This window comes from Actinosynnema sp. NPDC002837 (assembly GCF_040295345.1).
Lineage (GTDB): Bacteria > Actinomycetota > Actinomycetes > Mycobacteriales > Pseudonocardiaceae > Actinosynnema.
The window spans coordinates 1-26,379 of the sequence record NZ_JBEOVG010000114.1; the positions used below are offsets into that span (position 1 = coordinate 1).

The 26,379-nt window shown below is 71.1% G+C and carries 24 protein-coding genes; 17 read left to right on the plus strand and 7 right to left on the minus strand.

Going from position 1 to position 26,379, the window contains the following annotated elements:
• Positions 1-47 precede the first annotated feature (47 nt).
• Positions 48-794, minus strand: coding sequence for a hypothetical protein (locus tag ABTZ99_RS40280; protein WP_498772946.1), 747 nt, complete (start codon positions 792-794; stop codon positions 48-50).
• Between the two features lie 220 nt (positions 795-1,014).
• Between ABTZ99_RS40280 and ABTZ99_RS40285 the strand changes: the two genes are divergently transcribed.
• Complete coding sequence (locus ABTZ99_RS40285; protein ID WP_499618294.1) at positions 1,015-3,918, plus strand: AfsR/SARP family transcriptional regulator; 2,904 nt, start codon at positions 1,015-1,017, stop codon at positions 3,916-3,918.
• 39 nt (positions 3,919-3,957) lie between these two features.
• Here ABTZ99_RS40285 and ABTZ99_RS40290 read toward each other — a convergent pair whose 3' ends face one another.
• A complete protein-coding gene (locus ABTZ99_RS40290; RefSeq protein WP_499618296.1) occupies positions 3,958-4,761 on the minus strand; it encodes an LURP-one-related family protein in 804 nt (267 codons plus the stop codon).
• Between the two features lie 258 nt (positions 4,762-5,019).
• On the opposite strand from ABTZ99_RS40290, the gene ABTZ99_RS40295 reads away from it, so the two are divergent.
• A complete protein-coding gene (locus ABTZ99_RS40295) occupies positions 5,020-5,289 on the plus strand; it encodes a hypothetical protein (RefSeq protein WP_499618298.1) in 270 nt (89 codons plus the stop codon).
• On the opposite strand, the gene ABTZ99_RS40300 is transcribed toward ABTZ99_RS40295, so the two are convergent.
• The gene (locus ABTZ99_RS40300; RefSeq protein WP_499618299.1) at positions 5,283-5,651 is read right to left on the minus strand and encodes a hypothetical protein; all 369 of its coding nucleotides are present in this window, start codon (positions 5,649-5,651) and stop codon (positions 5,283-5,285) included. The two genes, ABTZ99_RS40295 and ABTZ99_RS40300, sit on opposite strands and share 7 nt — an antisense overlap.
• Before the next feature lie 958 nt (positions 5,652-6,609).
• On the opposite strand from ABTZ99_RS40300, the gene ABTZ99_RS40305 reads away from it, so the two are divergent.
• From ABTZ99_RS40305 to ABTZ99_RS40320, 4 genes are read left to right on the plus strand one after another with little or no spacing between them, the layout of a single operon-like run.
• Positions 6,610-6,921 (plus strand): transposase, encoded by a 312-nt coding sequence (locus ABTZ99_RS40305; protein WP_499618301.1) that lies wholly within the window; start codon positions 6,610-6,612, stop codon positions 6,919-6,921.
• Positions 6,918-7,835, plus strand: a complete 918-nt coding sequence (locus ABTZ99_RS40310; RefSeq protein ID WP_499618303.1) for an IS3 family transposase — start codon at positions 6,918-6,920, stop codon at positions 7,833-7,835. The genes ABTZ99_RS40305 and ABTZ99_RS40310 overlap by 4 nt, the downstream gene beginning before the upstream one ends.
• Before the next feature lie 60 nt (positions 7,836-7,895).
• Positions 7,896-8,114: a hypothetical protein gene (locus tag ABTZ99_RS40315; RefSeq protein WP_499618304.1), complete on the plus strand. Its 219-nt coding sequence runs from the start codon at positions 7,896-7,898 to the stop codon at positions 8,112-8,114.
• Between the two features lie 27 nt (positions 8,115-8,141).
• Entirely contained in the window at positions 8,142-8,360 is a 219-nt protein-coding gene (locus ABTZ99_RS40320) for a hypothetical protein (protein WP_499618306.1), read from the plus strand.
• A gap of 216 nt (positions 8,361-8,576) precedes the next feature.
• Here the strand turns inward: ABTZ99_RS40320 and sigJ are convergent, their stop codons facing one another.
• On the minus strand, positions 8,577-9,500 hold the full coding sequence (sigJ, locus tag ABTZ99_RS40325) for an RNA polymerase sigma factor SigJ (protein ID WP_499618308.1): 924 nt from the start codon (positions 9,498-9,500) through the stop codon (positions 8,577-8,579).
• A 190-nt stretch (positions 9,501-9,690) separates the two neighbouring features.
• Between sigJ and ABTZ99_RS40330 the strand changes: the two genes are divergently transcribed.
• From ABTZ99_RS40330 to ABTZ99_RS40345, 4 genes are all read left to right on the plus strand, one after another.
• Complete coding sequence (locus tag ABTZ99_RS40330) at positions 9,691-10,827, plus strand: amidohydrolase family protein (protein WP_499618310.1); 1,137 nt, start codon at positions 9,691-9,693, stop codon at positions 10,825-10,827.
• A 33-nt stretch (positions 10,828-10,860) separates the two neighbouring features.
• Positions 10,861-11,286: a hypothetical protein gene (locus tag ABTZ99_RS40335; protein WP_499618311.1), complete on the plus strand. Its 426-nt coding sequence runs from the start codon at positions 10,861-10,863 to the stop codon at positions 11,284-11,286.
• On the plus strand, positions 11,283-12,845 hold the full coding sequence (locus ABTZ99_RS40340) for a multicopper oxidase family protein (RefSeq protein WP_499618313.1): 1,563 nt from the start codon (positions 11,283-11,285) through the stop codon (positions 12,843-12,845). Before ABTZ99_RS40335 ends, ABTZ99_RS40340 begins: the two co-directional genes overlap by 4 nt.
• Positions 12,846-13,083: 238 nt before the next feature.
• Complete coding sequence (locus tag ABTZ99_RS40345) at positions 13,084-13,845, plus strand: IS5 family transposase (protein ID WP_499618314.1); 762 nt, start codon at positions 13,084-13,086, stop codon at positions 13,843-13,845.
• Between the two features lie 53 nt (positions 13,846-13,898).
• Here ABTZ99_RS40345 and ABTZ99_RS40350 read toward each other — a convergent pair whose 3' ends face one another.
• Positions 13,899-15,284 carry a hypothetical protein gene (locus ABTZ99_RS40350; protein WP_499618316.1) on the minus strand — a complete coding sequence of 462 codons (1,386 nt, stop codon included), beginning with the start codon at positions 15,282-15,284 and terminating at the stop codon, positions 13,899-13,901.
• 450 nt (positions 15,285-15,734) lie between these two features.
• Positions 15,735-16,187: a hypothetical protein gene (locus ABTZ99_RS40355; protein ID WP_499618318.1), complete on the minus strand. Its 453-nt coding sequence runs from the start codon at positions 16,185-16,187 to the stop codon at positions 15,735-15,737.
• A 180-nt stretch (positions 16,188-16,367) separates the two neighbouring features.
• On the opposite strand from ABTZ99_RS40355, the gene ABTZ99_RS40360 reads away from it, so the two are divergent.
• The 3 genes from ABTZ99_RS40360 to ABTZ99_RS40370 all read left to right on the plus strand — a co-directional run bounded on the left by ABTZ99_RS40360 (position 16,368) and on the right by ABTZ99_RS40370 (position 20,340).
• Positions 16,368-17,018 carry a response regulator gene (locus ABTZ99_RS40360; RefSeq protein ID WP_499618319.1) on the plus strand — a complete coding sequence of 217 codons (651 nt, stop codon included), beginning with the start codon at positions 16,368-16,370 and terminating at the stop codon, positions 17,016-17,018.
• 59 nt (positions 17,019-17,077) lie between these two features.
• Positions 17,078-17,215 (plus strand): hypothetical protein, encoded by a 138-nt coding sequence (locus tag ABTZ99_RS40365; RefSeq protein WP_499618321.1) that lies wholly within the window; start codon positions 17,078-17,080, stop codon positions 17,213-17,215.
• A 98-nt stretch (positions 17,216-17,313) separates the two neighbouring features.
• Complete coding sequence (locus ABTZ99_RS40370; protein ID WP_499618323.1) at positions 17,314-20,340, plus strand: AfsR/SARP family transcriptional regulator; 3,027 nt, start codon at positions 17,314-17,316, stop codon at positions 20,338-20,340.
• Between the two features lie 153 nt (positions 20,341-20,493).
• On the opposite strand, the gene ABTZ99_RS40375 is transcribed toward ABTZ99_RS40370, so the two are convergent.
• Positions 20,494-21,522 (minus strand): site-specific integrase, encoded by a 1,029-nt coding sequence (locus ABTZ99_RS40375; protein ID WP_499618326.1) that lies wholly within the window; start codon positions 21,520-21,522, stop codon positions 20,494-20,496.
• Positions 21,523-21,919: 397 nt separating this feature from the next.
• Between ABTZ99_RS40375 and ABTZ99_RS40380 the strand changes: the two genes are divergently transcribed.
• The 4 genes from ABTZ99_RS40380 to ABTZ99_RS40395 all read left to right on the plus strand — a co-directional run bounded on the left by ABTZ99_RS40380 (position 21,920) and on the right by ABTZ99_RS40395 (position 26,308).
• Positions 21,920-22,153 carry a hypothetical protein gene (locus ABTZ99_RS40380; RefSeq protein WP_499618327.1) on the plus strand — a complete coding sequence of 78 codons (234 nt, stop codon included), beginning with the start codon at positions 21,920-21,922 and terminating at the stop codon, positions 22,151-22,153.
• A gap of 28 nt (positions 22,154-22,181) precedes the next feature.
• Positions 22,182-24,005, plus strand: a complete 1,824-nt coding sequence (glmS, locus tag ABTZ99_RS40385; RefSeq protein ID WP_498772918.1) for a glutamine--fructose-6-phosphate transaminase (isomerizing) — start codon at positions 22,182-22,184, stop codon at positions 24,003-24,005.
• Between the two features lie 156 nt (positions 24,006-24,161).
• Positions 24,162-25,031, plus strand: coding sequence for a TIGR03621 family F420-dependent LLM class oxidoreductase (locus ABTZ99_RS40390; protein ID WP_498772917.1), 870 nt, complete (start codon positions 24,162-24,164; stop codon positions 25,029-25,031).
• Positions 25,028-26,308: an APC family permease gene (locus ABTZ99_RS40395; RefSeq protein WP_498772915.1), complete on the plus strand. Its 1,281-nt coding sequence runs from the start codon at positions 25,028-25,030 to the stop codon at positions 26,306-26,308. Before ABTZ99_RS40390 ends, ABTZ99_RS40395 begins: the two co-directional genes overlap by 4 nt.
• Positions 26,309-26,379 lie beyond the last annotated feature (71 nt).

Consider the following 26,379-nt stretch of genomic DNA (forward strand, 5'->3'; position numbering starts at 1 on the left):
CCCGCGGCCCGTCGGGGGGAAGGCCGCGGGCGGGAACACCCCTCGGGTCAGGACAGCAGGACTGTCCGGGAGGTCTTGGCGACCGGGCGGCTGGTGTTCGCGGTGGCCCGGTCCGCGGCGATCTGCACGGAGGTGTCGTGCTGACCCTTGTCGCCGTTGTACGCGGTGCAGCCGTACCACTCGAGCATGCCCTCGCGGTACACGCCCTTGCAGGTCGGCGTGAGCTTGGAGATCACCGTCGTGTTGCCGTGCACGAGGGTGTCCGCCAGGCCCTGCGTGGTCAGGCCGGCGCGCCCGCGGGCGATCAGCGCCACCGGGCCGACCGCGTCGAGGGCGAACCCGAGCTGGTCGATCGCGCCGGGGTCGACCACGGCGTCGAGCAGGCTGTCGATGTAGGTGACGCAGGCGGTGGCGTCGCGGGCGAACGCCTGGAGCGTGTCCGGCGTGAACCGCTCGATGTCCGCGAAGTCGATGATCGCGGCCCGCGCGCACGCCTTGGCCTGCGCGGTGGCGACGAGGTCGATGTGGGAGATGATCTCGTTCTTGGCCGAGTCGATCGCGCTGAGGATCTGCCTGGTCGCCTCCTCCACCGACATGCCCGCCTTCGCGAACTGCCGGTACGCCGAGTAGGCCGCCTGGGCCGCGGCGACGATCACCTGCACCGAGGTCGCCGACACCTCACCGGACTGCGGTGCCGCGGCGGGGGCGGCCTGCGCGCCGGGAGCCGCCATCGGCACGACCATCGCCGTGGCCAGGACCGCGGCCGTCGTGCCGCGCACCAGTCGCGAACGCATACCGCTCCGCGGCGCTCGTTGCCGTAACCGCATGAAGTCCTCCGTGACCGTGATGGGGGTGCGGCGAGGACCGGCGTGTCGTGGGCTCGTGCCGTTCCGGTCCGTCACGTCCGCCACCTTGCTCGACCGAACGAACGAAAACCTGCGGGAAACCTGCAACCGCGCGAAGCCCCTGCTAGACCGGGATCACGGGGGCCGGTCGGCGAAAGGGAGTCCCGCGGTGGCGGTGGAGTTCCGCGTGTTGGGCCCGGTGCAGGCGTGGGTCGGCGGGCGACCGGTGGACCTCGGTCACGCCCGGCAGCGGTGCGTGCTGGCGGTGCTGCTGGTCGAGGCCAACCAGTGGCTGTCGGCCGACCAGCTGCTCGACCGGGCCTGGGGTGACCGGGTCCCGCCCGGCGGCCGCAACACCCTGTACGGCTACCTGTCGCGCCTGCGCCGGGCCCTGCGCGCCACCGAGCACGCCGCCATCGTGCACCGGTCCAGCGGGTACGAGCTGGTCGTCGACGAGGAAGCGGTGGACGTGCACCGGTTCCGCCGGCTGGTCGCGCGGGCACGCGCCGAGACCGACCAGGTCCGCGCGCTGGAGCTGGCCGAGGTCGCCGCCGGGCTCTGGCGGGGCGAGGCGCTGCTCGGGTTGGACACGCCGTGGATCACCTCGGTGCGCCACGGGCTGGAGCAGGAGCGGTTCGCCGCCGACACCGACCGGTTGGACCTGGCGCTGCGGCTCGGGCGGCACGCCGCGCTGCTGCCCGAGCTGACCGACCGCGCCGCCGAGCACCCGCTGGACGAGCACGTGGCCGCCCAGCTCATGCTCGCCCTCTTCCGCTCCGGTCGCCAGGCCGAGGCCCTGGACCGGTACCGGCGGCTGCGCGCCCGCCTGGCCGAAGAACTCGGCGCCGAACCCGGATCGGACCTGCGGCGGCTGCACCACCGGATCCTGGCCGCGGACCCAGACCTGGCCTCGCCCGAGGCGGACCGGTCACCGGTGGTGCCACGCCAACTGCCCGCGGCGCCTGCGCCGTTCACCGGCCGCGTGCCCGAGCTGACCGAACTCGACCGCGCCCTGGTCGCGGCGACGGGCGACGGGGCCGACGCGTCGGGCGACCCGGTGACGGGGACGGGGACGAGCGCGCGGGCGGGGGCGATCCCGGCTACCGGCGCGGTGGCGATCTCGGCGGTCGGCGGGGTGGGCGGGGTCGGCAAGACCTGGCTCGCGCTGGCCTGGGCGCACCGCAACCTGCACCGGTTCCCCGACGGGCAGCTGTTCGTGGACCTGCACGGGTTCAGCCCCACCGGGGAGCCGACCGACCCGGCCGACGCGCTGCGCGGCTTCCTCACCGCCCTGGGCGCCACCACGGACGGCACCCAGTCGGACCCGGGCGCCCTGTACCGCAACCTGATGGCCGGGCGGCGGGCGCTCGTGCTGCTGGACAACGCCGCGTCCGCGGACCAGGTCGTGCCGCTGCTCCCGGGCAACCCCACCTGCACCGTGCTGGTCACCAGCCGCACCAGCCTGCCGTCGTTGATCGACCGGCACGGCGCGCACCACCTGCCCCTGGGCGTGCTCACGCCCGCGGAGTCACGCGCCCTGCTGGCCGCACGGCTGGGCGGGCACCGCACCGACGCCGAACCCGACGCCGTCGACGAGCTGGTCGGGCTGTGCGGTCGGCACCCCCTGGCCCTGGCGATCACCGCGCGGCACGCCGCCACCCGTCCCCGGCTCCCGCTGGCCGAGTTGGCCGCGGAACTGCGCGAGGCGGGTCTGGAGATGCTCGACCACGACACCGACCTCACCGCCAGCCTGCCCGCGGTGCTGTCGTGGTCGCTGCGCCACCTCACCGAACGGCAGCGGATGGTGTTCGTGCAGCTCGGGATCGCGCCCGGACCGGACACCGACCTGCCCGCCGCCGCCTCCCTCACCGGCCTGACCCCGACCGAGGCGCGCAAGGCCCTGCGCGTGCTGGAGGACCACTCGCTGCTGGACCGGCACCCGCACGGCCGCTACGCGATGCACGACCTGGTCCGCGCCTACGCCACGACCGCGGACGAGCACCTGCCGGAGCCGGCGCGGGAAGCCGCGCTGGAGCGGGTGGCGGACTTCTACCTGCACACCGCCCACGCCGCCGACCACCTGCTGAACCCCTACCGCCCACCGATCCGGCTCGACCCGCCCGCGCCCGGCGTCCAGTCCCACCCGTTACCCGACCGCGCAACCGCCCTGGCCTGGATGGACGCCCACCACCTGCACCTCCTGGCCGTCCAGCAGGACGCCGTCGCCCGGCGCGACCACCGGGTGGTGTGGCAGATCGCCTGGACCCTGGGCACGTTCCATCGCCTGCGCGGGCACATCCACGACGACCTGGCGGTGTGGCAGGCCGCGGCCGAGGCCGCCACCCACCTGCCCGACCCCGGCACGCACATCCTCGCCCACCGGCTCCTGGGCCACGCCAACGCGGAACTGGAGCGGCACGAGCGGGCCATCGACCACCTCCACCAAGCCCTCGCCCTGGCCCGGCAACACCACGACCTCGCGCAGCAAGCCCATACCCACCACGCCCTCACGTGGGCCTGGGAGCAGCGCGGCAACGACCGCAAGGCCCTCGACCACGCCCGGCACGCCCTGGACCTCTTCCGCGCCCTCGGCTCCCCGGTGTGGGAGGCCACCGCGCTCAACATGGTGGGCTGGCACGCCGCCCGCCTGGGCGAGTACGAGGTCGCCCGCGAGCACTGCCAGGCCGCCCTCGACCTGTACCGCCGCCACGACGACCTCGACGGCGAGGCGGACACCTTGGACAGCTTCGGCTGGATCGAGCACCACACCGGCCACCACCGCCGGGCCGTCGAGCACTACCGGCAGGCGCTCGACCTCTACCACGCCGTCGGCAACACCGCCGAGGCCGCCGACACCCTGGACAACCTCGCCCACCCCCACCTCGCACTCGGCGACCACGCCGAGGCTCGCGCGGCCTGGAGGGAAGCGCTGGACCTCTACCGGCAGCAGGGCCGCGACACCGACGCCGAGCGCGTCCGCCGCCAGCTCGCCGACCTGGAGCCGGCGTCGATCAGGACCGGGAAGGCGGGGAGCGGAGGGCCGGGGCCGTCCGGCCTCACAGCCGGGACTTGAGCACGTCGACCTCGTCACCGTCGGCGTGCCGCCGGGGGCTCAGCCGAAGCCGCGGCTGTCCTGCTTCAACGCCGTGTCCACGGTCAGCGCCGACGCCACGACCAGGCTCAGCAACGGGTCGGGCAACGGCCGGTGGATCTGGACGACGTAGTTGTCGGCCGTGGTGAACATGGTCTTCGCCAGGCCCTCCCACGTCTTGGTGATGCGCGCGACCTCGGCGCCGGTGTGGTCGGAGACGGAGAAGTTCCACGCGCGCCAGTTCTCCGCCTGCACGCCGCCGATGCGCTGACCGCCGACCTCGAACGCGAACCGGATCTTGCCGATCGCGTTCTCCTGGCGGATCTCGCCGAGGGGCGCCCCGTCGCCGCGCTCGACGATCATCCGCGACTTCACGACCTTCGCCGGCCTGGTCAGCCGCAGCACGGTGTGCCCGTGCGCGTCGCGGACCTCGAACTTGTGCGTGAAGAACTGGTCGTAGCTGCCCAGGAACCGCACGGCCTTCTTCAACGCGCTCTGCCCGACCTGCACCACCGCGCCCAGCTGCCGGCCGTGCTGGTCGTAGACGGCGTACTCGTTGGCCAGTTCGATCAGCTTCACCCGCTGGTTGACCACCAGCACGGGCTCGGTGAAGAGCGTGCCGCCGCCCTGCCCGACCTGGCCCACGCCGGCCTGGCGCTGCTGCCCGCGGATGCGGTCGGGGTCGTGCGCGCCGTCCAGCGCCACCTCCCACGGGCTGGAGTCGTCGGCCTGCCGCGTCTGCGGGGTCCACTGGTTGCCGTCCCAGTAGCGGACCACCGGCGAGCCGGGACGCTCCGGGTACCAGCCGGGTTGCGGGTTGACCATGCCGCGCAGAGTAGTCGCGCACCGCCCGCCACCGGCCCCGATCGGCGGAACAACTCCGCCCGCGGGTTCCCCGGGAGCGCTTCGGGAAGTGCCCGCTCCACCGGTGACACCGGTCGGATCTTCGCCAGGACTGCCGCGGCGCGGTCGGCGGTCAGGTCCGTGGACGCCCCGCCGGGCAGCAGTTCGCGCAGCAACGCGTGAAGTTGGTTGACCGTGCGGGTGCGTTGTCGGGTCAGATCGCCGCGCCGCTCGTCGAGCATGCCCAACACCGGCGAGGCGTCCTCGTCCCACCACCGGGGCGGACTCGCCGCGCAGGGCGGCCCCCGCGGCGGCGTCCAGGACGTCGTTCTTGATACTTTCGGCAAGCACAGGGCCCTCGACCGCTACGACGAGGTCCTGGCCGACCCGTTCCGCGGCCTCGGCGGCGCCTGCCACGTAGCGGACACCCTCGACCGAGCCGCCCCGACGCGGACAGCGGTCCGCACGACCACCGGAGCGCGCGGACCGCTGTCGCGCGGTGCTCAGTAGTGGGCCCAGACGGTGAAGCTGAGCATCCTCGTCGCCCCGGGGCAGAAGGCGGTCGCGGAACCGAAACCGCCGAACCGGACCACCGTGCTGTCATGGACGCTGCCGTCACTGCACGACACCGAGACCGAGTAGCCGGACGCGCCACCTCCGATCTGGTAGCAGTTGACCCAGACCGACGAGTTCCGGCCGGGGGTGTACGTCCAGACGCAGTTGATCGACGAAGTCTGGATCTTCCCCTCGGCGGGCTGGAGGGGCGGCACGGGCAGGGTCGTCACCTCCCGTTCGACCAACGCCACCGATGCCTGCGCGCCCGCCACGCCCATCCCGGCCAACGCCAGGACCGCGATCACCACCACTGCCACCCGCTGAACGGTTCTCGACACTGAATCCCATCCTTCCGAATCCCGCGGAGCCGCGGTCCGAGCAAGGATCACTCGCGTCCGGGGCGCGCGGAACCGGGAACACCCGATCAGAGCAGGATCACCGTAGTCCCTGTGATCGCATGCCGAATCCCCGTCCACGATCGTGTATCAGGGCAGGTGGAACAGCATCCGAATTGGTCGATCCGACCCTGGGAATCGAGCCCGGTGCCGTGGCGGTCACGGCCGCGGTCGACTGCGCGGCCGGGCACCGCCGGGTTCCTCTCCGGGCACGGTGGGCGCACGATTCGCGGTGCGGGTATCCCGGTCTTCCACACTGCACCTGAGCACCGACCTCAGGTGAAGGGCAGGAGCGCACGACGCACGGTGACCACGGCACTGCGGAGCGTCCGGGGTGCCAGAACTCTGCACTCGGGCTTGAACTGCGGTGATCGTGCATGACGGGCTGCAGGGGCATGACCGTGAGGCGTGGCGTCACGACCGCTGTACATGATCTTCGCCCGGCTCGTCCGCTGACTGATTCTGCTCGGCCGGTCCTCCGCCGCCACGGAGGTGGAGTTACTGGCGTTGCGGCACGAAGTCGCCGCGCCGGGCCGGGCCGGGCCGACCTTCGTCCGGGGTGGGAGTGGCCGATCGCGCGGTGCTCGCCGCAATGGTGCGCCAGCCCCCCGACTGCTGCACGAGCACCGGTTGGTGACACCGGGAACCCTCCAACGCCGGCCCCAGGGCTCGGCCGCGAAGAACTGGACCTACCCGAACCACACTGGGCGTCCACCGATCGATGACACAGTGGTGGCGTTGATCGAGCAATGGCCCGGGAGAACGCCGGGCGGGCTACCGCCGGATCCAGGGCGAGCTACTCAAGCTCAGCCACTGAGGTTCCCCCGGTAGCTCGATGGCTTTCCAGACATGGTCCGATAGGACCCGAAGGGAGTCGTCCGTGGCACCACCGAAGAAGTACCCCGACGAGTTGAGGGCCCGTGCGGTCCGGTTGTACCGGGAGTCGGACCCGAAGCCGGTGATCCGGCGCCTGGCCGAGCAGCTGGGCGTGCATCATGAGGCGTTGCGGAACTGGATCCGGCAGGACGAGGCCGACCGCGGCGAACGGGAGGACCGGCCCACCGCGACCGAGTCCGAGGAGTTGCGCCGGCTGCGCAAGGAGAACGCGGAACTCAAGCGGGCCAACGAGATCCTGAAGACAGCGTCCGCGTTTTTCGCGGCGGAACTCGACCCGACCCGGCGACGGTCGTGAAGCTCGTCGAGCAGCTTCGCGGCCGCTTCGGGGTCGAGTTCGTCCTCCGGGTCCTGGGTGTCGCTTCCTCCACCTACCACGGCTGGGTGGCCCGCCAGGCCGACCCGTCGGATCGCGAACGCGAGGACCGGGCGATCACCGCGGAGATCGTCGACATCCACACCGCCTCGGGCGGCACCTACGGCAGCCCGCGGGTGCACCAGGTCCTGCGGCGTCGGGGTATCCGCGTGTCGCGCAAGCGGGTCGAGCGGCTGATGCGCCAGGTCGGCTTGCAGGGTGCCTTCCTGCGCAAACAGTGGCGGACGCCGTCGACCAGGCGGGATCCGCGGGCCGCGCCGGCGCCTGATCGGGTGAACCGGGACTTCACCGCGCCGGCGCCGGACCGGTTGTGGGTGGCCGACGCGACCCGGATCCGCACCGGCGAGGGCGCCTTCTGGCTCGCGGCGGTGCGCGACGCGTTCTCCAACCGAATCGTGGGCTGGAAGACCAGCGACCGCTGCGACACCGACCTCGTGCTCGGCGCCCTGGAGTACGCGATCTGGTCCCGCGACGTCCGCGACGGGCAGTTGATCCACCACAGCGACCGCGGGTCGACCTACACGGCCTTCCGCTTCGCGGAACGGTTGGCGGACAACGGGATCCTGCCCTCGATGGGGTCGGTCGGCGACTCCTACGACAACGCCCTGATGGAGAACTTCTTCTCCACGCTCAAGATCGAGCTGGTCTACCGCCGCGCTTGGCGCACCCGTGACGAGGCCGAGAACGACCTGTTCCGCTATATCGACGGGTTCTACAACACCGAACGCATCCAGAAGGACCTCGGCTGGCTCAGCCCCGACGAGTACGAAGCCGCCTGGCACACCGCCCAGGCCGAACCGACTACCATCCCGGCATCACCGACCCGATCCAGGTAACAACCGCCTCGGGTTATCGGGGGAACCTCACACCGCGTAGCCGCCTCAACCGTGCCCCGCATGCTCAAGCGCCGCCGGGTACCACCCGCGCCCCACCGCGACACCGACCCCTCCTGGCAACAGTTCCTCCGCACCCAGGCCGGGGGCATGCCGGCCTGCGACTTCTTCCACGTCGACTGCGCCGTCACACTCAAGCGGATCTACGTGTTCTTCGTGATGGAGACCTCCACCCGCTACGTGCACATCCTCGGCACCACCACGAATCCGGACGGCCTCTAAACCACGCAGCAAGCCCGCGACCTACTCATGGACCTCGGCGACCGGGCACACCACTTCCGGTTCCTGGTGCGAGACCGGGCCAGCCCGTTCACCACCTCGTTCGACACCGTCCTCGCCGACACCGGTATCGAAGTCGTGAAAACCCCACCACGGCGTCCACGAGCCAACGCCCACACCGAACGATTGGTCGGCACCGTCAGACGCGAAGCCACCGACCGACTGCTCATCATCAACGAACCCACCTGAGATCAGTGCTCGACCGGTATGCAACCCACCACAACCAACCACACCAGGCGTTACAGCTCGCACCACCGCGACCAGACTTATCGGTCACAGAGCCGAGCCGCACCTCAATACGCCGCCGACCAGTCCTCGGCGGCCTGGTCAACGAGTACAACCCACAGCCGCCTAACCGCAGGTCAGGCCATGTTGCCACCTTTTGGCACCCCACAGGCGGGGTGCTCACTGGTTCTGGATCCGCGCGAGTTTGTCGGGGTTGGTGACCGAGTAGACCCCGCATACCTGGTGGCTGTCGGGTGTCAGGTCCAGAACGAGGACGGCGAAGGGTGATCCCTTGTCGAAGAGCACCACGGAAGGGTCGCCGTTGGCCCTCTGGTGGTGGATGGCGAGGCTGTCGCCGACGTTGGCCGCGACAGTCAGCAGGGTGCCGGCAACGGTGTCCCGGCCGTGGATCGGCTGCAGGCTGGTGGCCGGACCTTTTCCGCCGCCGTCTGTCCACAGTGTCACGTCCGGCGCGAGGACTTGGAGGAGTGTTTCCAGGTCACCGCCGAGCGCGGCGGACAGGAACCGCTCGGTGACCTCGCGGCGCAGCCGGGGGTCGGCGTGATAGCGGGGGCGTCGGGCATGTACGTGTTCGCGCGCGCGGTGTGCGAGCTGGCGTACCGCGGCGGGGCTGCGGCCGAGTATTTCGGCGATCTCGGCGTGGGGGTAGCCGAACACCTCGTACAGCACGAAGACTGCGCGCTCTGCCGGGGTCAGGGTTTCCAGCACCACGAGCAGCGCCATCGAGGCGGTTTCGGCACGGACCGCCGCGTCGCCTTCGCCGCCGGTGTCGGCCAGCGGGGTGATGACCGGTTCGGGTAGCCACTGTCCGACGTAAGTTTCCCTTCGCCGGTCGATCTCGGCACGCTTGGCCAGTGCGTGGTTCACCGCGATGCGCACGAGGTAGGCACGCGGGTTGTCGACCCGCTCGCCGGGGCGCCGGCGGGTCCGGGCCGCCCAGGACAGCCAAGTCTCCTGCAGTACGTCCTCGGTGTCCGCGACGCTGCCGAGAATGTTGTAGACGACCGAGAACAGCAGTTCCCGATAGTCGACGAACACCCGGGTCGCGTGGTCGGTGGCCGCGTGCACAGGCTGCTCGGTCATGGCGGACGTCCTCCTTTACCGGTTCGCTTGATAAGAGGTGCGTCGGTGACGCGAGTGTGACGCGGTTGCCACGATTGTGATCTACGCCTCCAGGACCGGCTGTCCGTGTCACACCCGGAGCCCCGTCCCGCCTCTTGGGTCGCGTGACGCCGAGGAAGCCCGCCTCGGCACTCCACTCCCAGGAGGACCGATGCGTACTTTGATCCGTGATGCACGGGTGTTCGACGGTGAGCGGACCATCCCGCGCGCCGACATCATGATCGATGGAGGCCGGATCACCGAACCGGACGGCCTCCCGGCCGACGTCGAAGTCGACGGCTCCGGCAAGACCCTGCTCCCCGGTCTGATCGACGCGCACACGCACACCTTTGACGGCAGCCTGGCCCAGGCGTTGACCTTCGGTGTCACCACCGAGTTGGACATGTTCTGCCTGCCCGGCAACCTGTCCAGGCAGCGGGAACTGGCCGCGGGCGACGACGTGGCGGATCTGCGCAGTGCCGGCATGCTCGCCACCGCCCCTGGCGGTCACCCCAGCCAACTGATGGCGGGGTTCGACGCCTCGACCCTGGAAGCGTTCGGCGATGCCGTCGGCGGGTTCGACACCATCGCGGACCGCGGACAGGCCAGGCGGTTCGTCGAAGCACGACTGGCCGAGGGTATCGACTACCTGAAGATCGTCGTCGACGACGGCGCGGTGCACGGCGCACGGCTTCCCGCGCTGACGCCGCAGGTCGTGGCCGCGCTCGTCGAGGCAGCCCACGACAACGGGCTGCTCACCATCGCACACGCGATCACCGCGCGGGAGGTGGCCATCGCCCTGGACGCCGGGGTCGACGGCCTGGCCCATGTGTTCGCCGACGCGGGACCCGACGACCCCGTCGGCTATGACCTGGCCGCCCGGGTCGCCACGCAGGGCGTGTTCGTCGTTACCACCCTGGCCTACTTCGAGGCGATCACCGGGCAGGCGGGAGCGGCTGACCACGCGCTGCCCGGCTGCGCCGAGAACGCCGTCCACGCCGCCCGGATCCTGCACCAAGCCGGCGTGCCGCTGCTGGCGGGCACCGACGCCAACCCGTTCGCCCCCGTGCACGGCGCCGCCATGCACCGCGAGCTCGCCCTGCTCACCGAAGCCGGGCTCGGCAACGAGGAGGCGCTCGCCGCGGCCACCAGCGTGCCGGCACGGCATTTCCGACTGACCGATCGCGGCCGCGTCGCACCAGGGCTGCGCGCCGACCTCATCCTCGTCGACGGCGACCCGACCCGGGACATCGCCGCCACCGCCGCGATCGCCGAGGTGTGGCGCCGCGGCGTCCGCCGGCCCCGGTAGCACCGCGGCAACTACCCCTACCAAGGAAACACAGTGCCCACTACTGATCTGCCTATCACCAGTCTGTCAGCACCTGGCGATGTCGACGAGGGCTCATCGCGGCCTTGGCTGCTGTTCCGTGTCTCGACGGGTTGTGTGGCTGCTCTCGTCGTCGTCCAAGCGGTGCTGGCCGGCGGCTTTCTGTCCGGCCATTACGACGCGCTAGCCGCTCACGCGGTCATCGGTGGGGTGGCCGCCGCCGCGATGCTGCTGCAGACGATCACCTCGCTGGTGTTGTGGCGCAAGGCCGCAATACCGTCATGGACGGTCCGGGTCAGCCTCATTCAGCTGATCATCACCGGCGCGCTCATCGTGCTGGGACAACAGCGCATCCTCGGCGTCCACGTTCCGCTCGCGGTCCTGCTGACCGTCGGTGTGGCGCTGTCGCTGCTCCATGCCTGGCGGCAGGGGCGACGATGAGCCACAAGTTCAGCCGGCGGCGCCTGCTCGGTGCCGGCGCCGCCGCCGCGGTGGCCGGCTCGGCTTGGTGGCTGACCGATCGCGGGCTACTCGGCCAGGGCGAACCTGGGAGGTTGCTGTCCAGCCAGGTCCCGGCGCCCCGCCCGTTCCAGACCCTGTTGCCCATCCCGGCCATGCTCACGCCCACCCGCACCGACGAGACCACCGACTACTACGAAATCACCCAACGCCCGGCGATGCTGGACATCCTTCCCGGACTCCCCACCCCCGCCTGGACCTACCACGGCAGCTTCCCCGGCCCCACGATCCGGTCCCGCTCCGGACGACGCACCGTAGTCCGCCACCGCAACGAACTCCCCCAGCCGGTCGTCGTCCACCTGCACGGCGGGCACACCCCCGCCGACAGCGACGGATACCCCGCGGACCTGATCATGCCTGTAGCCGGCGCGGCCGCCTCTCCCCGGTTCTCACCGCACGGCCACGGCCACGGGGCCACCGCCGACGGGCAGCGGGACTACGTCTACCCGATGCGGCAGCGCGCGGCGACGCTCTGGTACCACGACCACCGCCACGGCTACACCGGTCTGGCGGTCTGGCAAGGGCTCGCCGGCTTCCATCTCGTCCACGACGCCGAAGAAGACGCGCTCCCCCTGCCCCGCGGCGAACGCGACATCCCCCTCATGATCACCGATCGGTCCTTCGCCGCCGACGGCTCCTTCCGGTATCCGCTGACCGACCCACGGCTGGGTGTTCCGGGCGTAACCGACGCCTACATGAACGGCGTCCTGGGCGACACGATCCTGGTCAACGGCGCCCCCTGGCCGCTGCTCAACGTCGACCGTGCCCGCTACCGGCTTCGCCTGCTCAACGCCTCGAACACCCGTCGCTACCGCATCGAACTCGACCCGCAGCCGCCAGGCGGCGACGCCCTCATCCAGATCGGCAGCGACGGTGGGCTGCTGGAACGACCCATCACCCACGACACACTGGAGATCGCACCGGCCGAACGCTTCGACATCGTGGTGGACTTCTCCCGTTACCGCCCCGGCACACAGGTACGTCTGGTCAACCACCTCGGCTCTGGACCGACCGCACACGTGATGCGCTTCGACGTCAGCGGCGCGACCGTGCACGACGACACCGCGGTGCCCGAGCGGCTCAGCCACATCATTCCCTTGGACGCGGCTGCCGCAGCGGTGACCAGAACCTTCCACTTCCAACTCCGGTCCGGCGACTGGACGATCAACGGACACCCGTACCAGCCGGGACGTCCGCTGGCCCGCCCCCGCCTCGGCGCGACCGAGAGATGGCGATTGATCAGCGACTTCCACCACCCGGTCCACGTGCACCTGGACCCCTTTCAAGTGATCAGTCGCAACAACGGCGCGCCCAGCCGCTACGACCACGGCTGGAAGGACACCGTGGACCTACGCCCGTCGGAAGCGGTCGAGATCGCGGTGCGGTTCACCGACTACACGGGAACCTTCATGCTCCACTGCCACAACCTGGAGCACGAGGACATGGCGATGATGGCCGACTTCACCACAACCCCGCGGTAGCGGACACCCTGCGAAGACGTGGGCCTGACCCCGTAGTGACGGACATCTGAGTAGCTGATCCGAGCTTGAGCGGAGAAGGCATTTGGTGCGGAGACGAGAGAACTCCTGGTAGATCGGACGTTGTCGAAGCGCCGTTCTGCCAGGAGTTCCGTTGTTATCGTGCCCGATGCCCGCGGGCGGTTCGACCGCGGGTGCCCTCCGCTGCCGCCTGGCCGCATCCCATCAGCCTGTCCGGCGGGTGGGTCGGTATCCGACCGACGTCACCGACGCCCAGTGGGCCGAGCTGGACCCGCTTCTGCCCGATCCGATGTACCTGGCCGGTCGTGGTGGGCGGTGGGAGAAGCACTGCCGTCGGCTGATCGTGGACGCGATCCTCTACGTGGTCGACAACGGCATCAAGTGGCGCGCCCTACCCGCGGACTTTCCGCCCTGGCAAACGGTCTACAAGCGCTTCGCCGCGTGGGAGAGGGTCGGTGCGTCGCAGCGGCTGCTCGACGCGTTGCGTGACCGGGTCCGCCTGGTGGAGGGCCGGGTGGCGGCGCCGTCGGCGGCGGTGATGGACTCGCGGTCGGTGCGCGCTGCCGAGACCGTCGGCCGGGCCACGCGCGGCTTCGACGCGGGCGAGAAGGTTCCGGGCCGCAAGCGTCACATCGTCGTGGACACGATGGGATTGGTGTTGGCGGTGCTGGTGACGCCGGCGTCGACGCAGGACCGGGTCGCCGCGCGCAGTCTGTTGCGCCGGATGCGCGCCACCGCCGGCGGTCGGGTCGCGTTGGTGTGGGCCGACGGCGGCTACACCGGCACCCTGCTCGACTGGGCACGCAAGCCCTCCGCATGGTGGTGGAGATCGTCCAACGCCCCGATCTGCCGTACTTCACCGTGCTGCCCAGGAGGTGGGTGGTGGAGCGGACGTTGGCCTGGATCACCGGGCACCGCCGCTGCGTCCGCGACTACGAGCACCTACTCCACCATCGCGAGGCCATGGCCCGCTGGGCGATGATCCGCATCACCAGCCGCCGACTCGCCTGACTCCAGTCGCTCGGAAACGGGCACTCAGGAGCCACCGGCGGGAGTGACACCGAGGTGAAGTGAGCACATCTCGGTGTATCGGTAGGGGAGAGCTTCTTCGCGGTCGAGCAGTCGTGCGATCCCCTCGTGTTCGTGGATGGGGATTGTCGTGGCGAGGATGTCGAGCAGGCGCACGACGCGCAGGAAGAGACCTTCCAGCAACTCGCCTGGGTGGACCAGATCTCCGGGTCGGGAATGGCCTGGCGGCCAGTCGCCGTCGGCTATCGAATCGAGCGTCTCGCGCAATTCAGACTCGGGTTCGGCGGACAGTTTGAGCATCGGACTGTGCTCTCCCCAGTGGGTGGCGTAGCCGCTGGTGCGGGTCGAGAGTGATTCGGCATGGATGGTATTGCGCAGGAGACGAAGAATGGTCATGGTGTGCCAGCCGGATGTGTTCGGGGCGATCAACCCGAACAGTCCGGGATAGTGTCGCTCCAGTGCTTTGAGCCACTTCCCTCTGTGCCAGGCCACGTTGTGAGCGGGACCGACGACATCCATCCCGATCTTGTGTCCCAGGATAAGGTGCGCTAGCCGTGCACTGGCGTCCAGTGCGCCCATGAGAAGCTGGAGGCAGGAGTCCAGCCTGCCGAAAATCTCGAAGTTGGCCGTCAGGTCGTCGGACCGGCGCAGTGCCATCTGCGCCAGGTCGCGCTGCGCCAACGCCCCCTCCAGTCGTTCCTGCACCGTGCGCGCCAGTGAACTGGCCCGGGTTATGAGCGGGTCTTCCTCGCCGTCCCCGGCGCGGACTCTTCTCCAGTTCGTCAGGGCGGGCATGACGGACAGCGCTCCGACCGCATAGAAGCGGGACCGCGCCTGCGGAGAGGTCATCGGCTTCGCCTCGCCCGGCAGGGCGAAGTCGCCCTGTGCCCGCAGATAGAGCCCGATGAGCGCCGCTGCCTCCTCCGGCGCGTAACTCGGCGCCTCCGGCGGAGGATAGTGACTGTTGACCGCGTTCAGCCACCGCCGTTCCCGTAGCAACCTCCTGCGCTCCGTGACGTAGAAGTCCACGCCGAGCATTCCCGCCGTGAGTGACGCTCGGATATCGTCATTGCGTGTGCCGAGCACCTCGGCGTACGGGATCAACGACTTGCCATCGCGATACGGCAGGTAGTCCATGCAGCCCGGATAGCTGTAGAAGCGGACATTCTCGTTACCTAACTGCCAGCGAAGCAGGTGGACGGCTTCCGATTCCTCTCGCCGGCGCTCCCGGATCATCTTTCCGTCGATCATCACGACGATCTTTCGCAGTGGCATGTAACGTGTCGTGAAGAGTGAAGGTTCCTGGTTCTCGATGCCGAGTGGCGCGGGTGGTTCTTCGGGGTGCAGAGGGTAGTAGCCGGCATCCTTCCGCGGAATCATACGTACTGTCACGCCCTTCTTTGCGCTCTGGTAACCCGCACGAACCGAACGATCTGAACACTACTTCACAGCAGCGGTTTCTATGGCGCATTATCGGCTTCCAACGCACGGAGTGGTCGGCGTCGGCAACGTCGCTCGCCCACCCGCATCGGCACCGAACACGGTCATGAACCTGGTGTTCGTCTGCTCATCGACTCCGACTCCGCTCGTCGAGTCCCTCGACTCCGGGCACGGCAGCCCACCCCATCCCGAACCGGTTGACGCGCGGCCATCGAGGATCAGTCCGGGTGTCGCGGGCCGGCCGCCGACAGCAACCGGTACAGCCGGACGTCCTTCCTGGCGATGGCGATCACGCTCCGTACCGAGCATCTCTGCGCTTGCGCGAGCTCGCGAGGAGGACACGAGTTCCCCGTGGACTACCTGCAGTATCTCCCATTCACGGGCGCAGGATCGGCTCCTGCTTCATCCGGTGGGCAGCGGCATGCGTTCCCTCACACCGCGACCCGTCGGCCGTCGTGCCAGGAGGCGGCTTTCGCCTCGGCGTGCGCGCTCATCACCGCCGCGTAGCCGGCGATCCGCCCGTGGTGGAACGCGGGCAGGACCACCCTGCGCTGCCGTCGGTGGAACGGCCCGTAGAGAGATGCCCCACCCGTTCCCGGACATCAGCCGGAACCGCTCCGCGATCGGGCCGCCCCGGGCGAACGCGTCGGGTCGGCGCATGACGTCGCGCACCAGGTCGGGGTCGTTGACGACGTGCATCGGCGCGCGGCCGAGCAGGATCCGGGTGATCGGCTCGCCCTGCTGGAGTTCGAGCAGGAACGAGCCGGGACTCCGCTTCATCCGCAGCGCGTGTCCCAGGACGGGCAGCGCGCCGGGGTACGTCCCCGGTGGACGGACGGCGGCGGTGGTCGACATCAGCAGTCCTCACGTCGAGAGCTGTTGACCCTCCGGGAATGTAGCCGCGCGACGACGGCCCGGCGACTCCGTGGTGCCGCGCGGTCACGTGGGTCGCGGCGGTCCGCAGCCGTCGGATATCCATCGGAGAGGTGGACCGGACAAGCTCGCCGTGAGTGCGTGCGACGGTGAGGAGGAGCGGTGACGACGGCGGTGATCGTCGATGACCATGCGGCGGTCGTCGCGGGCGTCGGGCAGTGGTGCGCGCAGGCCGACCCACCGATCGAGCTGGTCGACGCGGGCGGCAGCCTCGCCAGGGTGTGGACCGGTCCCGGCGCGGCGGCCGACGTCGTGATCCTCGACGTCGAGCGCCCCGGCGTGCGGGGCGCCACCGTGCTGCGGCAGCTCGTCGAGGTCGGCAGGCGGGTGGTCGTGTACGCCCAGCACTCGGACCTGCGTGCCGCGGAGCGGTGCCTGGCGCTCGGTGCGCAAGCGTGCGTGCCCAAGCACGAGGGCGCCGACTGCCTGGTGCCCGCGATCCGCGCGGCGGCCACGGGTCGGGCCGCTCCGGGTCCGGCGACGCGCCGCGCGCAGCCGGCGGACACCGCTGCGCGACCGGACCTCTCGACCCGGGAGCTGGAGGTGCTGCGCGCCTGGTTCGCCGCGCCGTCCAAGCAGCTCGTCGCCGCCGAGCTGCACCTCAGCGTGAAGACCGTGGACACCTACATCCAGCGCGTCCGGGTCAAGTACGCGAACGCCGGCCGCCTCGCGCCCACCAAGAGCGACCTGATGACCAGGGCGCTCGACGACGGCCTCGTCACGATCGGGGAGCTCGCCCGCCGGAGCGGATAGCGAACGGATAGCGGCCGCGGGCAGACTGTCCGCACGGCGAGGCCAAGGGGAGGAGCTCCATGTTCAGGAAGATCGTGGCCGCGGCGGCACTGGCCGTCGCGCTCGGTGGTTTCACCAGCGGTGTGGGTGTGGCGCACGAGCGGGCTGGCGGGCCGGACCTCACGGTCAACGGCTGCATCGGGGTTTGCTGGGACTGAGCAGCTCAGGGGGCACAGCCGGGTGGTCACGACCACCCGGCTGCGACCGGTTCGCCGAACCACGCGACTGACCGGGCGTCAATCGGGATACTGGCGACGTGGGTGACCTCAGCGTCGGTGTCCTCGGTCCGCTCGAGGTTCTCGTGGACGGGGAGCGGCAGCGGCTGGGTGGTCACCGCCAGGAACGCCTGCTGGCGTTGCTGCTGATCAACGCGAACAGCTCGATGGCCCTGACCCAGGTGATCGACGCGCTGTGGGGCGACGGGCCGCCCGCCACCGCTCGCAACCAGGTCTACAACACCGTGGCCAGGCTGCGCCGGGAGCTGGGTGACGCGCGCGCCGCCGTGGTGACCGACGGTCAGAGCTACCGCCTCGACATCGCCGAGGAGCAGGTCGACTTCATGCGGTTCTCCCGCTCGGTGGACCGGGCGCGCCGCTTCGCCCGCGAGGACGCGCCGGCCGACGCCGTGGAGTCGTTGCGGGCCGGGCTGGCCCTGTGGCGGGGCTCCGCGCTCGACGGGATGCACGGCCCCGCGTTCGACCACGCGGCGGCGAAGCTGACCGAGGAGCGCCTCGCCGCGAGCGAGCTGCTGGTCCAGCTGCGGCTCGACAGCGGTGACACCACCGGCCTGATCGCCGAGCTGACGGCGCTCACCGGCGAGCACCCGGAGCGCGAGACGCTGCTGGGCCAGCTGATGACCGTGCTCTACCACGAGGGCAGGCAGATCGAGGCGCTGCGGACCTACGAGCAGGCACGCGTCCGGTTCGCCGACGAGCTGGGCGTCGACGCGGGCCCCGAGCTGCGCCTGCTGCACGAGCGGATCCTGCGCAACGACCCCACTCTCGTCCCCCGGCGACCCGCCCCAGTCGCCGCGAAGCAGCGGGTCGCGAAGCCGCAGAGCACGGCGCCGCCGATCGGGGAACCCCGGTTCCTGCCGCGCGACATCGCCGACTTCACCGGCCGTGACGACGAGGTCGGCCGGTTGATCAGCCTGGTCGAGGAGAGCGCCGACACCGCCGTGGTCATCACCGCGCTCGACGGCATGCCCGGCGTCGGGAAGACGACGCTGGCGGTCCGGGTCGGCCACCTGATGGCGGACCGCTTTCCCCAGGGGCAGATGTTCGTCGACCTGCACGGTTACACGCCCGGCAGGCGGCCGTTGACCCCGGCCGGGGCGCTCGACCTGCTCCTGCGGGGTGCGGGCGTGCCGCCCGAGCAGATCCCGGACGGCCTCGAACGCCGCGCCGACCTGTGGCGGTCGACCTTGGCTGACAGGCGGATGCTCGTGGTGCTCGACAACGCCGTCGACACGCCGCAGGTCCGTCCCCTGCTGCCGGGCAGCGCGGGCGTGCGGGTGCTCGTGACGAGCAGGCGGCGCCTGTCGATGCTGGAGGGCGCCTCGTCGCTGTCGGTCGACCTGCTGCCGCCGGAGGACGCGGTCCGGCTGTTCCACCGGGTCGCCACCCCGGAACGCGTGGGCGACGCGTCCTCGCACGTGGCGGAGGTCGTCGCGCTGTGCGGGTTCCTGCCGCTGGCGATCAGGATCGCGGCGTCCCGCTTGCGCAACCGGCCGCTGTGGAGCGTCGCGCACCTGGCGGACCTGTTGCGCGACGAGGACAACCGGCTGGCGGAGCTCACGGCAGGCGACCGCAGCGTCGGCGCCGCGTTCGCCGTGTCCTACCAGAACCTGCCGAAGGCGACGCGCCGGTCGTTCCGGTTGCTCGGCCTGCTGCCGGGCAGCGACTTCGACGAGCACGGCGCGGCGGCGGCCATCGGCTCGACGGTGCCCGAGGCCCGCCGGTTGCTGGAGGACCTGATCGACGCCAACCTGCTCGGCCAGCACGCGCCCGGCCGCTACCACTTCCACGACCTGCTGCGGCAGTACGCGCGCACGATGTCCGACCCGGACGAGCGCTCGTCGGCGATCAGCCGGACCGTCGCGCACTACCTGGAGCTGGGTCACTTCGCGGGGCAGGTGGTCGACCCCGGGCGGACCGCCGACGCGGCGACGCACCCGGCCTCCTCGCTGCCGGACCTCCGCACGGCGGAGCAGGTGCGGGCCGTGATCGCGGCGGAGCACCGCAACGTCGTCGCGGTGATGGAGCTGGCGAGCGCGGAGGGACTGCGCGACGAGGCCGCGCGGCTCGCCACCGCGTTCGGCCCCCTGTTGCAGCGGCAGGGCTACCTCGACGAAGCGCTCGCCGGGTACGAGATGGGCCTCCAGGCCGCGACGTCCCGCGAGGCCGAGGCCGCCCTGCACCGCAGCGTCGGCCTGGCCCTGATCACCGCCCGGCGGTTGGACGCGGCGCTGCGCGCGTTCCGGGCGAGCCTCGCCATCGAGGAGGAACTGGGCAACGAGCACGGCACCGGTCGCGTGCACGTCAACATCGGCATCGTGCACATCCGCGCGGGCCGCTACTCCGACGCGCTCACCCACCTGAACCACTCGCTGGACCTGCTGCGCGACGTCGGCACGAAGCGCGACAAGGCCGCCGTGCTCGTCAACCTCGGTGTGGCGCACGTCCGGCTCGGCAACCACGCCGAAGCCATCGCGCACAACGAGCAGGCGTTGGCGGAGAACGCCGAACTCGGCAACCCCCACGTCGAGGCGACGGCCCTGGTCAACCTCGGGCACGCCCGGTGGCGCTCCGGCGAGGTCACCGAGGCGCTGCGCGTCCTGGCACGCGCCCGCGAACTCTGCCACCGGATCGGCGCGACCGAGATGGAAGCCCGCAGCCTCTACACCACGGCCGGCTGCCTGCGGGGCCGGAACCCCGCCGAGGCCCTGGCACACGGCCGCGCCGCGCTCGTGCTCGCGCGGGAGATCGGCAACCGGGACGTCCAGAGCCAGGCGCTCGTGATCCTCGGTCAGATCCACCTCGACCTGGGTGCCCTGGCGGTCGCGGCCGAGTGCTTCCACGAGGCGCTGCACCTGACCGCCAACGACGGCGACAACTACGTCGAACTCCAGGCGCACGAAGGCCTCGCCCTCATCGCGCGCGCCGAGGACGACCCCGGACGGGCCCGGCACCACTGGCGCGTCGCACTGGCCCACGCCGAGTCGGCGCGGCTGCCCGAAGCCGACCGGATCCGCGGTGAGCTCACCGGCGAGCAGACCGGCTGAACCACGGGTCCGGATCTCCGGATCGGCTCGCCCGCCCTGTGCCGTAGTGGGCGTCGATCCGACGTTTCTCGTTGCGGCTGCCCTTGTCCGGCATCGCCTGGGGAGAAGATGGACATCGAGTTGAGGTTCGAACCGGGCGACGGCGACGACGGTTCACCGGAGGATCTGCGGACGCTCTACCAGCTTCCACAGAGCTCGGCCAAGCCGCTTCGGATCCCAGCCGATACGGCCCGACTCCATGTCGCCGTCGACCGGCGCGGCGGAGCGGTCCGTATCGATCTGCACGGACGACGCAGCAACCGCCGCACCGGCGAGCGGCCCGAAAGCAGAACGGTGCTCCCCACCCGTAGCGAAGGCGACACCGGTCTGTTCGAGGCCCGCCGGCGCGGTGCGGACGATCGGGGCCTCGGCCCGTGCGGCCGACGACTCCTCCGGCACGGCCGGCGGATGCCGCTCGCCGGTCAACGCCTGCACCGCCGTGGCCGGCTCACAGGCACCCCGCGCGCGGGCGTGGTATTGCAGATGCGCCATCAACGTCGGCGACACTGGCTGCCACCGTGAACCACCCCCTTTCTCCCGCAGCAGGATCAAGCACTGCTCCGAGTCCAGATCCCGCACCCGCAACGCCGGCGCACCACCACGCCGGCACGCGGTCTCCAGGTGCAACCGCAACAGCAGCGCGTCCAACGCGGGGTCGTTGCCCGTCGACGAGGCCACCTCCACGATCCGTCCGACCAGCACGGCGTCCAGACCGTGACGGCGCGAATGCGACCGTGAGGGCTTCGCCACCCGCGACATCACGTTCTGCCGATCGGTGATCACCTCCTCGCTTACCGCATACCGGTAGACGCACAACAACGCGTTGTAGGTGTGCTGCACCGCGCTCCGGCCGCCGTTGGCCGAACGACGCACCACGACCGCGGCCTTGACGTACTCGAACAACGACCGGACATCGGACACCGTGATCGCGTCCAACCGGCGCCCACCCCAGACCGCGACGATCTTCTTCCAATAGGCGTCGCACGACTCCCTCGTCGTCGCTGGAGCGGCCCCTGCCACCTCCGGCACCATCTCGGCAAAGGTCGGCACGCCCAGCCCCGTCGACACCCCACCGTCGTCCGAGACCTCTCGACCGACGCCCGATGCCCTGTCGTCGATCAGGTCCTGCGGCCGCAGATTCATGTGCTGAAACGCTGTATCGCCATCGCGACATCGGCGGATCGGGAACCACCGTCAACCACGGCCGCCCTCCCCATGCACGGATTCCGCCACCGCTTCCCCGACCGTCGCGTCGGACCGGACACCCGCACCACCTGAGGGCACCGGACCGATCCCGGTCACCAGCCCGCTCGGGTCCGGCAGCACCCGGATCGGGCCGCGACACCGGGCACGAGGGCGGGCACAGTCCGGTTACGCACGGTCACCTCCACGGTCACGAGGGGGCCGTGCCCGAAAACGGGCACAGCATTTTGATCGGTGGTTGGCTGTGGTCATGCTGGGACCCGTGGAGGACGAGCGCCGGTCTGACGAGCGGTGGGAAAGACCCCACATGGGCGTGTCGGAGGAGCTTCTCCGGCACGTGGTCAGGACGACCGGGTTGCCTCCCGCGCTCGCGCGGCGCGTGGTGTCGGACGTCATGGGCTACTTCGTCGAGACGGCGGAGGAGTACGTGCTGCGCCGGCACGCCGAGCTGCGGCGCGACGGGCTGGGCAACGCCCGGATCTGGGCGCTGCTGCGGGAGGAGCTGGACGTGCGGCCGGTGGCCGCGCCGCCGCTGTCCGAACGCCAGCTGCGCCGGATCGTCTACGGCTAGGTCGACGCCAAGAGGGAGATCACCGGACATGTGCGGAATCGTCGGTTACGTGGGTCCGAGGGACGCCGTCCCCGTGCTGCTGGAGGGCTTGCACCGGCTGGAGTACCGCGGCTACGACTCGGCCGGCGTCGCGGTCGCGGACGACGGCGGGCTGCGGGTCGTCAAGACCGCCGGACGAGTCGGCGACCTGCGCAAAGCCGTTGCCGAGGGCACGGCGGGCCGCACCGGCATCGCGCACACCCGGTGGGCCACCCACGGCGAGCCGAGCGACCGCAACGCCCACCCGCACGTGGACGCCGCCGCACGCGTCGCCATCGTCCACAACGGCGTGTTCGAGAACTCCGACCGGCTGCGCGCCCAGCTCGCCGCCGACGGCGTCGCGCTGGCCTCCGACACCGACAGCGAGGTCCTCGCCCACCTCGTCGCCCGCAGCACGGCCGACACCCTCGAAGACGCCGTGCGCGAGGCGTTGGCGCAGGTCGAAGGCACCTACGGGGTGATCGTGATGGACGCCGACCGGCCGGGCGAGCTGGTCGCCGCACGCCGGGGCAGCCCGGTCGTGCTGGGCGTCGGCGAGCAGGAGATGCTGGTCGCCTCCGACGTCACCGCCCTGGTCCGCTTCACCCAGCAGGTCATCTACCTGGACGACGACGAGATCGCCACGGTCACCGCCGACGGCTACCGCACGTCCACCATGGACGCCCGCGCCACCAGCACCACCCGCTCCCCCACCGCGATCGACGTCGCGAGCGCCGAGTACGAGCTGGGCGAGCACCCCGACTTCATGTACAAGGAGATGCGCGAGCAGCCCGACGCGGTGGACCGCTGCCTGCGCGGGCGGCTGGACCACCGGTTCTCCTCGGCCAGGCTGGACGGCGTCGGCCTCACCCCGCAGGACTACCAGCGCATCCGCCGGGTCAAGCTGCTCGGCTGCGGCTCCGCGTACTACGCGGGCCAGCTCGGCGCGCAGCTGATCGAGGAGCTGGCCCGGATCCCGGCCGACGCCGAGCCCGCGTCCGAGTTCCGCTACCGCAACCCGGTGGTCGACCCCGACACGCTGTACGTCGCGATCAGCCAGTCGGGTGAAACCCTGGACACGCTCGCGGCCGTGCAGGAGCTCAAGCGCAAGGGCGGGCACGTCATCGGCGTGGTCAACGCGGTCGGCAGCACGATCGCCCGCGAGTGCGGCCACGGCATCTTCCTGCACGCGGGCCCCGAGGTGTCCGTGGCGGCGACGAAGTCGTTCACCACGATGGCCGTGGCGCTGGCGATGCTGGCGCTGGACCTGGGCCGGGTGCGCGACCTGTCCATCACCGAGGGCAGGCGGCTCGTCGCCGGCCTGTCGCAGCTGCCACACCAGATCGCGCAGGTCCTCGCCGCCGAGGACGACATCGCGGCCATCGCCCGCAAGTACGCCGGGGCGGAGCACATGTTCTTCGTCGGCCGGGTGCGCGGGTGGCCGGCCGCGCGCGAGGGCGCGCAGAAGCTCAAGGAGATCTCCTACGTGCACGCCGAGGCCTACCAGGCGTCCGAGCTGAAGCACGGGCCGTTGGCGCTGATCAACCCCGAGATGCCGACCGTGGTGCTGGTGCCGGACGACGAGCTGCTGGCCAAGAACACCGCCACCATCGAGGAGATCAAGGCGCGCGGCGGTCCGGTCATCGCGGTCACCGACGCCGAGCTGCCGCCCGGTCTGGCCACCGACGTCATCCGCGTGCCGAAGGCGCACGACGCCTTGGCCCCGATCACGCTCTCGGTGCCGTTGCAGCTGTTCGCCTACCACCTCGCGCACGCGCTGGGCCGTGACGTGGACCGGCCGCGCAACCTGGCCAAGAGCGTGACCGTCGAGTAGCCACCCGGCCTGGACCGTTCAGGCGCGGCCATTCGCGTGACGGCATCGGGGATCGCTATCGGCTCATATCGGGCGGGTCGGGGTGGGTGTTGACCGGCGTCGTCCCCGCACGGAACTGTTTGCGTATTTTCGCCGACACAACCCGCGGGGGACGCCGTGAACCACCTATCGTTCGGGATCACGCTGGCCACACCGGCCACGCACGACGCGCTCGTCGAGGCCTGCCGCACGGCCGAGGGGTTCGGGTTCGACTCCGTGCTCGCCGTCGACCACCTCGGGCCGAACCGGACCTCGCCGTTCTCGGTGCTGAACCTCGCCGCCCAGGTGTCGCCCACCCTCAAGGTCGGCACGTACGCGCTCAACGGGGCGTTCTGGAACTCGTCGCTGCTGGCCAGGGAAGTGCAGACGGTGCAGCGGATGAGCGGCGGGCGGCTGCAGCTCGGGATCGGCGCGGGGATCATCAAGCAGGAGTTCGACCTGGCCGGCATCCCGTGGACGCCGATGGACGCCCGGGTCGCCCACGTCGGCTCGCTGCTGGACGAGCTGGGCAAGCTGCTCGACGCCGAGCCCGACGTCGAGCACCCGCCGGTGCTGATCGGCGGCACCGGTGACCGGATGCTGCGCCTGGCCGCCGAACGCGCCGACGTCGTCAGCGTGGGCGGCATCAGGCACATCAAGGGCAAGGCGACGGGGAACTTCCGCGTCATCGGCTCGGACGAGACCGAGGAGCGCGTGGCGTTCGTGCGGGACGCGGCGGCGGGGCGCGAGGTCGCGCTCAACGCGTTCGTCCAGGTCGTCGAGGTGACCGACGACCGGGAGGCGGCGGCCGAGCGGATCGCCGCGGACTGGGAGCTGACGGCGGAGGTCGTGCTCGACTCGCCGTACATGCTGATCGGCACCGCGGCCGAGATCGCGGAGCAGGTCGTGGCCTCGCACCGCCGGTTCGGGTTCACGTCGTTCTGCGTGCAGCGGCCGTACCTCGACGCGCTGGGGCCGTCGATCGCGCTCGCCCGCGCCGCCGCATGACGGCGACGAAGGGCGGTCGGCTGACCGTCGGCCAGGGCACCGCCATGTACGTCGGCGCGGTGCTGGGCACGGGTGTGATCGCGCTGCCGGCGCTGGCGGCCGAGATGGCGGGTCCGGCGTCGCTGCTGGCGTGGCTGGCGCTCGTGGTGCTGTCGGCCCCGCTGGCGGCGACGTTCGCGGCACTGGGCGCGCGGCACCCGGACGCCGGCGGCGTGTCGACCTACGCGCGGCTGGCGTTCGGCGAACGCCTCTCCGCCGTGGTCGGCTGGTGCTTCTACTTCGCCGTGCCGCCGGGCACCACGGCGGCGGCGCTGTTCGCCGGCGCGTACGTCGAGGAGGCCGTCGGCGGCGGGCAGTGGACCGTCGTGGTGACCGCGCTGACGCTGCTGACCAGCATGGCCGTGACGAACTGGATCGGCCTGCGCGCGTCGGGCGCGGTGCAGTTCGTGCTGGCCGCGCTCCTGGTGTTCCTGGTGCTCGGCTCGGTGCTGCTGGCGGTGCCGCACGTGGACATGGGCAACCTGACGCCGTTCGCGCCGCACGGCTGGCTCGCGATCGCGCCGGCCGCGGGCCTGCTGGTGTGGAGCTTCGCCGGGTGGGAGGCGATCACGCACCTGGCGCAGGAGTTCCGCAACCCGCAGCGCGACCTGCCGCGGGCCACGGGCATCGCGGTCACGATCGTGGGCCTGCTGTACCTGTCCGTGGCGTTCGCGATCATCGCGGTGCTCGGCCCGGCCGCCGCGGACGGCGAGGCGCCGCTGGGCCAGCTGATCGCGCGCACGGTCGGCGGCGACGTGAAGGTGGTGGCGGCCGTCGCGGCGGTGCTGCTGACCATCGGGTCGATCAACGCCTACATGGCCAGCGCCTCGAAGCTGAGCGCGGCGCTGGCGCGCGACGGCGCGTTCCCGCGCAACCTGTCCGGCGGCACGGTCGCGGGGGAGGTGCCCCGCCGCAGCCTGGTGGTCGTGGTGGCGCTGTGCTTCCTGTCCCTGGCGGTGGCCATGGGCACGGGCACGGGCGCGAAGCTCTTGGTCCTGCTCACGACCGGGCAGTTCGTGGCGGTCTACCTCATCGGCACGGCGGCGGCGCTGAAGCTGCTGCCGACGCGGTCGCCCGCGTGGTACGCCGCGCTGGTGGCGTTCCTCGGCGTGGTGGGGCTGACGGTCGCCACGGCGGTGTACATGCTGTGGCCGCTGGTGGTGACCGCGACGGCGCTGCTGTTCCTGCGGTGGAACCGGAAGCGGCGCCGGGACCCGGTGGAGGAAGTGGTCACGTGACAGGTCGTCCGGGGTCGCCGCGGTGGGCGGGGGGCCGCGGAGGGGGGGTGGGGAGCGGCGGCGGACGGGGT